This is a genomic window from uncultured Caballeronia sp., assembly GCF_964243625.1.
GTDB lineage: Bacteria > Pseudomonadota > Gammaproteobacteria > Burkholderiales > Burkholderiaceae > Caballeronia.
The window spans coordinates 1-8,568 of the sequence record NZ_CAXTGZ010000238.1 but is presented as its reverse complement, the minus strand read 5'-3'; the positions used below and the strand labels follow the sequence as shown (position 1 = coordinate 8,568).

Below are 8,568 nucleotides of genomic sequence, written 5' to 3'. Positions count from 1 at the left end.
TTCACATTCGGGTTCGCGTTCAGGATTTGCGATGCAACCGCATTGCCTTTATCGATTTCCCAGTCGCCCGATTGCAATGCAACGACCTTCACGCCCGCAGCTTGCATGGCTTGCTTGAAACCTGCCGTGCGTTGCTGCGCATTCGTGGTGGTCGAAACGCCTTCGATAATGCCGACTTCATCGCCCGACTTGAGCTTCTGCTTGGCCAGGTATTCACCCACCTGACGCGCGCCCTTGGCGTTGTCCGGACCCACGAACGGCACGTTCAGGTTCTTGGACTTGAGCACGTCGGTGTCAAGCTTGTTGTCGATGTTCACCACGATGATCCCGGCGTCGACCGCTTTCTTGATCACCGGAACCAGCGCTTTCGAGTCCGCCGGCGCGATCACGAGGGCATCGACTTTCGACACGATCATCTGCTCGACAATGCGGATCTGGTTGGCGGTATCGGTTTCGTCCTTGATGCCGTTCGTGATCAGCGTGAACTTGTCGGTGTTGTGGGCTTGATAGTCCTTGGCACCGGTTTCCATCGTCAGGAAAAACTCGTTCGCGAGCGACTTCATCACGAGTGCGACGGTGGGTTTTTTGGCTGCTTGAGCGAATGCCGATGAAACGGGCAAGAGCGAGGCGGCGGCAAACACCGCGGTTGCGGCGAGTACGCGGCGTCGAGCTTGATTGTGCTTGCGGGTCATAAAGTCTCCGGAGTCCGCTCTTCGGTCTACCGGGTGGCAGCCGCGAGTCGTTTGGTCATTGCGTAGTTGAAACGCGCGAGATTGACGAATTAATCAATCTGAAAGGAAAGTCCTGATGACGGTTCCTCTGGCGCGGAGTATCTGAAAGACCGCTCCCGGTGCTTGTTTAGTTCAAGCGAGGGTGGTCTATCGAGGTCTAATGCTATCCTCGCGAATAGCGATATGCTACCTCTAAAATTGAAAGCGGGCGTTTCGAATATGGAACACGTCGACTGGGACGATCTGCGCATTTTGCTGGCCATCGCGCGTGAAGGCACCATGCGAGCTGCGGCTCTGGCGTGCGATCTGAGCGCCGCGACGCTCTCGCGCCGGCTGACCGAACTCGAAAGAAGACTAGGTGAACCCCTGATTGACCGCGTGCCTTCCGGCTGTACGGTGACCGTGTTCGGGCAACAGGTCCTGACATGGGCCGAGCAAATGGAAATCCTCGCGCATCAGATCGAGCGCGCCGGCGACGTCACCGGTTCTCATGGTCTTGAGGGCACGGTCAGGATCAACGCCGTCGAATGGATGTCCTACATCCTGATGAAGCTGCTCGGCTCCTTCCAGGAAAGATTCCCGGGGCTGGCTATCGAAGTGCTGACGTCGCAGCGCCCTTATAACCTTGCGCGTCGTGAGGCGGACATTGCCATCTGGTCGGAATGTCCGGAGGAAGGCGACCTGTATGTCCGGCGTATCGGCAAGGTGCGCTTTGGTTTGTACGCATCGCGTGATTATTATCTGCGTCACAAGGTGGCGATCAAACGGCGCGAGTGGAACAAGCTCTCGTTCGTGGGATACGACGAGCGGCGTGGCGATCATCCGGCGGCGCGGTGGCTGAAGACCTTGCCGGGCGCGCCGGAACCGAGCCTTCGATGCAGCTATGTCCTCGGCGTCTTCGACGGCGTGCTTGGAGGCTCGGGCCTGGGTGTGCTCGCGCAACTCGCGGGCGACACCACCAGTGACCTCGTTTGCGTCGAACCGCATATTCGCGAGCTTGATCAGGACGTATGGATGGTGCTGCATCCGGCGCTTCGAGGAAGCGAGCGCATACGTGCGGTATCGAATCTTGTCGCGGATATTTTTCGCTGAATTCCTCGGCCTGACGCACTAGTCGTCAAGGGCTAGGCGGCTGCGCTCCTGACCGCTTTACCGCCTAGCAGGCAAACAACGAGCGTGGCTATAACGAGCGCAAACAGCGCAAGCCGAAGGCCAAGGAACCCCGCTGCAAATCCAATCATCGGCGGACCGACCAGGAACCCGGCGTAACCCGCGGTTGCCGCCATCGAGACCCCGACTGCGGGCGTCGATGTCGATCGTCCGGCTGCGCTGAAAATGACCGGGACGATGTTCGCCAGTCCAATACCTACCAGCGCAAAGCCCACGCAAGCGGTGACCACGTTCGGGTATCCAAGCACCAGGGCAAGCCCAAGCGCTGCGATCAGGCCACCGATTGCAACCACTGCACTCGATCCGAGCCGGCGCACGGAGACATCGCCGACAACGCGGCACGCCGCCATCGCAAAAGCAAACGATGAATAACCCAACGCCGCGGCGCTCGCTTGTGTATCGAGTGCGGAGCGCAGGAACACCGCGCTCCAGTCGGCAACCGCTCCTTCGACCAGCATGCAGAGAAACGCGAGGCCGGCGAGTTTCATCACCGCGCCGCTAGGCAGCACGAATCCGCTCGCCGCTTTCTGCACCCGCGGTCCAATATCCCTTAGCGCAAAAACGGCGGCGGCAAGGACAAGCATGGCGATGACTGCATCGGGAATCAGAAGGCCGCCCATCGTGCCGATGCCGTTCACCTGGAGCGCGGCGCCCGATGCCGCACCGAGCAAACCGCCCACGCTCCACGCTGCGTGAAACGACGACATGATCGGCGCGTGCCATTCGCCTTCAATGGCGCTGGCGTGTCCGTTCATCGATACATCCAGTGCGCCGTTTGCCGCGCCCAGGACAAAAAGCACCGCGCAGAGGACCGCGAAGTCGGGTACGAAGGCGGGCAAGGGCAGTGCGATCACGAACGCAAGGCCGAGGAACGCCGTGACGCGTCCGCTGCCAAAACGCGGAGCGAGGCGGCCGGCGAGCGGCATGGCGACGATCGCGCCCAGGGCGAACGCGAATAGTGCCAGTCCCAGCGCGGTATCGCTCAGGGACAAGGCCTCCTTGATGCGCGGAACCTCGACGGCCCACGCGCCGATCCCAAGTCCGTTGGCGAGAAATATGGCGGTTGTGGCGATACGTTCGGAGACGGGTTTCATCGCGCCACCATCACGTTGCCGCAAAGGTTTTCAAATGCACCAAGGCGTTCGGCGGGGACATCTGCTTCCAGGATCAGGTGGTCGATGCCCGACGCAGGCGCTACAAAATAAGGTGCTGCAGTCATCAATTTCTCCGATGTCATTGCTATGGCGACTAGCCCACTCGCTTTTACCATTGCACGTTTCAGTTCGGCATCCTCAGCATCGAATGCGGCGACGCCTTCAGTGGTATCGATCGCGCATGCGCCCAGAAAGCACAGGTCGGCCCTGATTTGCTGGACCTGCAGCAACGCGGTGGCACCGACCGCCCCGGCGCCGCGCGGACTCATGCGCCCACCAACCAGGATTACATCGATACCAGGACGATCCATCAGCCGCGAACAGGCATCGGGGGAGTTCGTCACGACTGTGAGATCCGCGTTATCGGGCAACGCAGCGGCGATCGCGACGTTGGTCGAGCCGGCGTCGAGCAAGATGATCTGCCCCGGCCGGACGATGCTCGCCGCCAATGCCGCGAGCACTGCCTTGCGATCGCCGGCTTCGCGCAGACGCGTTGAACCGGCAGTCGATGCCGGCGATATCAGCAGTGCGCCGCCATAGACGCGCTTGCAGTGGCCGGCATCGGCGAGGTCGCGCAGGTGGCGGCGGATGGTGTGCTCGGATGTGCTGAATTCTGCTGCGAGGTCTGCGGCCAGGACGCGGCCGCGTGAGCGCAGGCGTTCGAGTATCAGCTCGGCACGTTCGTCGGGGAGAAGGGCGTCGGTGGCGTCGCGGCGGGTTCTTTGCATTGGTTGCTCGTTGTCTCGAATCGATCACGAATGAGCGTAATGTAGCGTAAACGAGCAAGAGAGGGCAAATTTTTTGACGGCCTTGAAAACGGGCGCGGAATTAAACGGTTATTCCTGCAATCCTTTCCCCCCGTTCCGGCCGCCCCAGAAAAAACCCCTGCGCACTCGTGCATCCGCAACCCCGCACGAACGCAAGCTGCTCATCGGTCTCGATCCCTTCCGCCGTCGTCGGAATCCCGAGTTCCCTCGCGAGCGCCACGATCCCGCGCACGACCGCCGCCGATTCCCTCCGATGCACCGATTCCCGCACGAACGAGCTATCGATCTTGAGCGTATCGAAGGAAAAGCGGCACAAGTTCGATAGCGTCGAAAACCCCGTGCCGAAATCATCGAGCGCCAGGCCGATACCCATTGCACGAAGCCGTTCCACGTTTCGGCGCGTCGGGCCGTCGTCGCTCATCAGCACGGTTTCCGTCACCTCGATATTCAAACGCGAGGGCGCCATATCGTATTCGCGAAGCACTGATGCCACCAGGTCCGCGAACGTCTCCTCGCGCAACTGAACCGGCGACACGTTCACCGCGACGACCACCGGTTCGCGCCATCCGGCCGCTTCCTCGCATGAGCGCCGCAGCACCCATTCGCCGAGCGGCAGGATCAGCCCTGTGCGTTCGGCAATAGGCACGAACGTGGTGGGCGGCAACTCGCCGCGCGTGGGATGGGTCCATCGGACGAGGGCTTCGCGGCCAGTCGTGACACCGCTCGCGAGATTGACGATCGCCTGATATTCCATGCGCAAGCCACTGCCGAAAGCCTGGAGCGCGCCTTCGAGATCGCTGCGCAAGAGACTCAGGCTGTCATCGGAGGCGTGCGCCTGGGCATCGAAAACTGCAAACGCGCTCTTGCCGCTGCGCTTGACGGCATAGAGCGCGCGGTCCGCGCAGATCAGCAACTGCGGTCCGGTGTCGCCATGCTCGGGGTACTGCGAAATGCCGACGCTGGCGCCAATGCGCACGAGCGCGTCATTGAGCACGAACGGCCGGGCGAGCGTCTTTACTATCTGGTCGGCGAGCAGGCGGACCTCTTCGCTGAGAGACGCATCGTTCGATATGGCGACGAACTCGTCTCCCGCCAGACGTCCGACAATATCGCCCTGGCGTAGCACCGCCCGCAAACGTCTCGCCGATTCCTGCAGCACGAGATCGCCGGCGGCGTGGCCGAGGCTGTCGTTGATCGCCTTGAAGCCGTCCAGATCGATAAGCAATACGGCAAACGATCCGGGGCGCAGCGCGGGTTCGGCATCGGTACGATTGAGCAGCAACTCGCTGATGCGCGCACGGTTGGGAAGCCCCGTCAGGCTGTCGTGGCGCGCAAGACGGTTGCTGGTTTCCTGCGCCCGCAGCATGGCGACCGTGTCCTTGTTGCTGCGCAGTGCGACCGTGAAAAATCCTGCGGCACAGAACGGCGCCTGGAACAGCAGCACGATCTTTCCCGATCCGGGCGACATTGCCGCGCCCAGGCCGAGCAGCGCAAAGATGACGGATATCTGGATCATCACGAGCCGCGGCGTGCCGGCATTGCGCCCGGCCAGTCCACCGACCACGCCGACCGCGCAGACGTTGCCCAACAGAAAGAGCGTCTGGTCGCCGCTGATGTTGCAAAGCAGCGCGCCGAGTCCGAGGAGCGCGCTCCACACAATGCTGGCGACAAGGAAAAGCGACGTGGGTGTAGGTTCGTTGCGCTCGCTGCGCCTGCAGCAAACGGCGATCAGCAACAGCCGCGCGGCCAGAACGACGAGCACGGCCAGCGTCCAGGCCAGGTAGCCCGCGCCCGGGTAGAGATATAACGCCGTCAGACAAACGCTGAGCTCGCAAATCGATGCCATGACAATCGACGTTGTCCTGGTGAAAAGATTCGAGAGCAGGACTTGCCGGTTGTCGGCGCTCAGGTCTTGAGCGGATCCTACGAGCCATTTGAAAAATGGCGACTGCGGTTCGCTGAACGCCATGGAGTGCGCAATGTATGGTGGTTATATGGTTATCGGCGCGACTGGCTTTTTCTGTTGCGAATTATCCCGTGAATTGCGCGTTTCGCTGAGATAAATCTATCCTGACGAATATGCAAGGCGTGGTTTGCTGCGAAGAAGAAACAGATCATGGCGGCTTGCAAACGGCAAAACGGCCGTTCATGAACGGCCGATTTGCGGTTACGTCACGGCTCTCCGACCGACATCACGCCCAGATAGGACTCCAGTCTCAATGCGCGGTCGCGCGTGAGGGACATGCCTTCGTCTTCCTGCATCGGGACGTACATCGTGCCCTGGCGCGTTGCGAAAATTGCCGATTGCGTCGCCAGTTCGGCATCGCGGAAAGTCAGCCAGGACCGCTGCGAAGCCTTCAGCTTTTGTGCGGGCACGGCCGGACGCGTCTTCAGCAAGCGCTGATACGCAACGTTCAATCGATGATCAAACGCCTTGTAGGCGACCGAATAACAATCCGACATGTCCGCGGTCGAGATGGTCTTCGGATTGTTCAGGCACGCGTCCAGCGCGTCGGATGTCTTGTCCCTGGGTTCTGCGGACGCGGCGAAAGCCGATGTTGCTGTTGCCGCGCAGATGCACGAAACCAGGAGCAGCGGGGCGATCCATCGGCCGGGTTCATGAGAGAGCTTGTTGATCATCGAAGCGGGTCTGTTGACATGAAGGATCGCCATTGTGCCGTGCATTTCATGTCGGTCTTAAAACGACGACACAACCAGTCCGCCAATATCCGCAATCGCCGCTTCCCTGCGAGCGGTTTGCGCGCTCGTTTGTGTCAGATAAGCCGTGACGAGCAGCGGCGCGCGTTTGGGCGGCCAGATGATCGCAATGTCATTGGTCGAGCCGGGCGACCCTGTGCCGGTTTTATCGCCGACGCGCCAGTCCTTTGGCAGCTTCTCGCGAATGCGCTTCGCGCCGGTCTTGTTCGCGATCAGCCAGTCCCGCAACTGAGCGCATGAACTTACCGACAACCGGTCCGTCAGCAGCAGCGTGCGCATATTGGCGAGCATGGCGTTGGGCGTGGTGGTATCGCGCGGATCGCCGGGCGTGCTTTCGTTGAGCGTCGGTTCGTTGCGGTCGAGGCGCGTTTGCGTGTCGCCCAAGGTCCGCACAAACGCAGTCAGCGCGGCCGGTCCGCCGAAGCTCGCGAGCAGCAGGTTGGCGGCGGTGTTGTCGCTGAGTGTGATCGCAGCGTCGCATAGCGCGGCAACGCTCAAGCCCGCGCTGTCGGCGTGGTGTTGCGTGACTGGCGAGTAATCGACCAGATCGCTCTTCGAATAGACGATCTTCCGCTTCAGGTCTTCCTCGCCCTTGTCCACGCGCGCCAGTACGAAACCGGCGGCGAGGAACTTGAAGGTGCTGCACATGGGAAACGCTTCGTCGGCGCGCAGTCCGGCGTGGGCGCCTGAACCCGTGTCCAGGACCGAGACACCGAGCCGGCCACTGGTGCTCGCTTCGATCCGCGCGAGCCGTTTGCTTATCTTGTCCGCTAGACCGGCGCCATTGCTGTCTGCGGCCATCGCCCATTCTCCAAACGATGCCGCCACAACACCAGCTAGGGACGCGCCCGCAAGAGCGCCCGTGAATATTCGCCGTGTAACCATTGATCCTCCATTCGTGACGTGAATTGAGCGCTCAATATCGACGGTTTGGATCGCACTGACAAACGATGATAAATTGACGCGCACCCAAGAAAATCTAATGGATCGGCTAAATCATGCGGCCTTATCTCCCTCTGAACGCCTTGCGGGCGTTCGAATCGTCAGCGCGGCATCTGAGCTTCACGCGCGCCGCGCTCGAACTGAATGTCACGCAGGCGGCGGTCAGCCAGCAAGTGAGATCGCTTGAAGAACGGCTTGGCACGACGCTCTTCAAGCGCTTGCCGAGGGGCCTTGGGATGACAGACGAAGGCCTCGCGCTGCGCCCGGTCCTGACCGATGCGTTCGATCGGATCGAAGCCGTCCTCAAGCAATTCGATGGCGGCCATTTCCACGAGGTGCTGACGGTCGGCGCCGTTGGCACCTTCGCGGTCGGCTGGCTGATGCCGCGCCTCAAGTCGTTCCGCGCGGCGCATCCGTTTATCGAACTGCGTTTGCTCACGCATAACAACCTGGTCGATCTGGCAACCGAAGGGCTGGACTTCGCGATTCGTTTCGGCGACGGCACATGGCCGGGTTCGGTCGCGACCAAGCTCTTCGACGCGCCGCTTGCCACCTTGTGTTCGCCGGAGATCGGGCAGCGGCTCGATCAGCCCGAGGCGCTTGCCAACGAGACGTTGTTGCGCTCGTATCGTGTCGATGACTGGACGCGCTGGTTCGCCACCGCCGGCATTGCGCCGCGAACGCTGCGCGGTCCCGTATTCGATTCGTCGCGATTGATGGTGGAAGCAGCCATGCAGGGCGCGGGCGTGGCGCTCGCGCCCGCCGTGATGTTCGAGCGCGAACTGAACATGGGCAGTCTCGTTCGTCCGTTCAGCGTCGAGGTGAACGCGGGCAGCTACTGGCTGACATCAGTGAGAGGAAAAAGCATGACACCCGCCATGCTTTCCTTCAGCAACTGGATTGCCGGCGAAGTCTCGACGGGACACTCATAAGAAACCCATGCCCGATGCCTTGAGCGTGGCGGCGGCGCGCGTCGAACACTCGAGCTTGCGGAATACGCTCTCCACATGCGTGCGTACGGTGCTCGGGCTCAGTTCGAGTTCGCGCGCGGCTTCCTTGTTGCTCGCGCCACGGCTGATGGATCGC

The 8,568-nt window shown here is 61.4% G+C and carries 9 protein-coding genes; 2 read left to right on the top strand and 7 right to left on the bottom strand.

The window, feature by feature from the left end; all coding sequences use genetic code 11:
• Positions 1–692 (bottom strand): substrate-binding domain-containing protein (locus ACFFAR_RS17000; RefSeq protein WP_375508166.1); only part of this gene is annotated, 692 nt, incomplete at its 3' end.
• A gap of 258 nt (positions 693–950) precedes the next feature.
• On the opposite strand from ACFFAR_RS17000, the gene ACFFAR_RS16995 reads away from it, so the two are divergent.
• Positions 951–1,823 (top strand): LysR family transcriptional regulator, encoded by an 873-nt coding sequence (locus ACFFAR_RS16995; RefSeq protein ID WP_062002040.1) that lies wholly within the window; start codon positions 951–953, stop codon positions 1,821–1,823.
• A 32-nt stretch (positions 1,824–1,855) separates the two neighbouring features.
• Here ACFFAR_RS16995 and ACFFAR_RS16990 read toward each other — a convergent pair whose 3' ends face one another.
• The 5 genes from ACFFAR_RS16990 to bla form a co-directional block, all read right to left on the bottom strand.
• Positions 1,856–2,995, bottom strand: a complete 1,140-nt coding sequence (locus ACFFAR_RS16990) for an MFS transporter (protein WP_174363400.1) — start codon at positions 2,993–2,995, stop codon at positions 1,856–1,858.
• A complete protein-coding gene (locus tag ACFFAR_RS16985) occupies positions 2,992–3,783 on the bottom strand; it encodes a DeoR/GlpR family DNA-binding transcription regulator (protein WP_075358396.1) in 792 nt (263 codons plus the stop codon). Before ACFFAR_RS16985 ends, ACFFAR_RS16990 begins: the two co-directional genes overlap by 4 nt.
• A gap of 100 nt (positions 3,784–3,883) precedes the next feature.
• The gene (locus tag ACFFAR_RS16980; protein WP_174363399.1) at positions 3,884–5,791 is read right to left on the bottom strand and encodes an EAL domain-containing protein; all 1,908 of its coding nucleotides are present in this window, start codon (positions 5,789–5,791) and stop codon (positions 3,884–3,886) included.
• 203 nt (positions 5,792–5,994) lie between these two features.
• Positions 5,995–6,495, bottom strand: a complete 501-nt coding sequence (locus tag ACFFAR_RS16975) for a lysozyme inhibitor LprI family protein (protein WP_174363398.1) — start codon at positions 6,493–6,495, stop codon at positions 5,995–5,997.
• Between the two features lie 24 nt (positions 6,496–6,519).
• Complete coding sequence (gene bla / locus ACFFAR_RS16970) at positions 6,520–7,425, bottom strand: class A beta-lactamase (protein WP_174363397.1); 906 nt, start codon at positions 7,423–7,425, stop codon at positions 6,520–6,522.
• A gap of 113 nt (positions 7,426–7,538) precedes the next feature.
• Here bla and ACFFAR_RS16965 point away from each other — a divergent pair, with 113 nt between their 5' ends.
• Positions 7,539–8,414, top strand: a complete 876-nt coding sequence (locus ACFFAR_RS16965; protein WP_174363396.1) for a LysR substrate-binding domain-containing protein — start codon at positions 7,539–7,541, stop codon at positions 8,412–8,414.
• Here the strand turns inward: ACFFAR_RS16965 and ACFFAR_RS16960 are convergent.
• Positions 8,409–8,568: response regulator transcription factor (locus ACFFAR_RS16960; protein WP_375508167.1), on the bottom strand; the 160-nt coding region annotated here is incomplete at its 5' end. The two genes, ACFFAR_RS16965 and ACFFAR_RS16960, sit on opposite strands and share 6 nt — an antisense overlap.

Bases quoted from the DNA above. Each gene is read 5' to 3' on its own strand.
- ACFFAR_RS16995 (WP_062002040.1), top strand. From the start codon at position 951: ATGGAACACGTCGACTGGGACGATCTGCGCATTTTGCTGGCCATCGCG.
- ACFFAR_RS16990 (WP_174363400.1), bottom strand. From the start codon at position 2,995: ATGAAACCCGTCTCCGAACGTATCGCCACAACCGCCATATTTCTCGCC.
- ACFFAR_RS16985 (WP_075358396.1), bottom strand. From the start codon at position 3,783: ATGCAAAGAACCCGCCGCGACGCCACCGACGCCCTTCTCCCCGACGAA.
- ACFFAR_RS16980 (WP_174363399.1), bottom strand. From the start codon at position 5,791: ATGGCGTTCAGCGAACCGCAGTCGCCATTTTTCAAATGGCTCGTAGGA.
- ACFFAR_RS16975 (WP_174363398.1), bottom strand. From the start codon at position 6,495: ATGGCGATCCTTCATGTCAACAGACCCGCTTCGATGATCAACAAGCTC.
- bla (WP_174363397.1), bottom strand. From the start codon at position 7,425: ATGGTTACACGGCGAATATTCACGGGCGCTCTTGCGGGCGCGTCCCTA.
- ACFFAR_RS16965 (WP_174363396.1), top strand. From the start codon at position 7,539: ATGCGGCCTTATCTCCCTCTGAACGCCTTGCGGGCGTTCGAATCGTCA.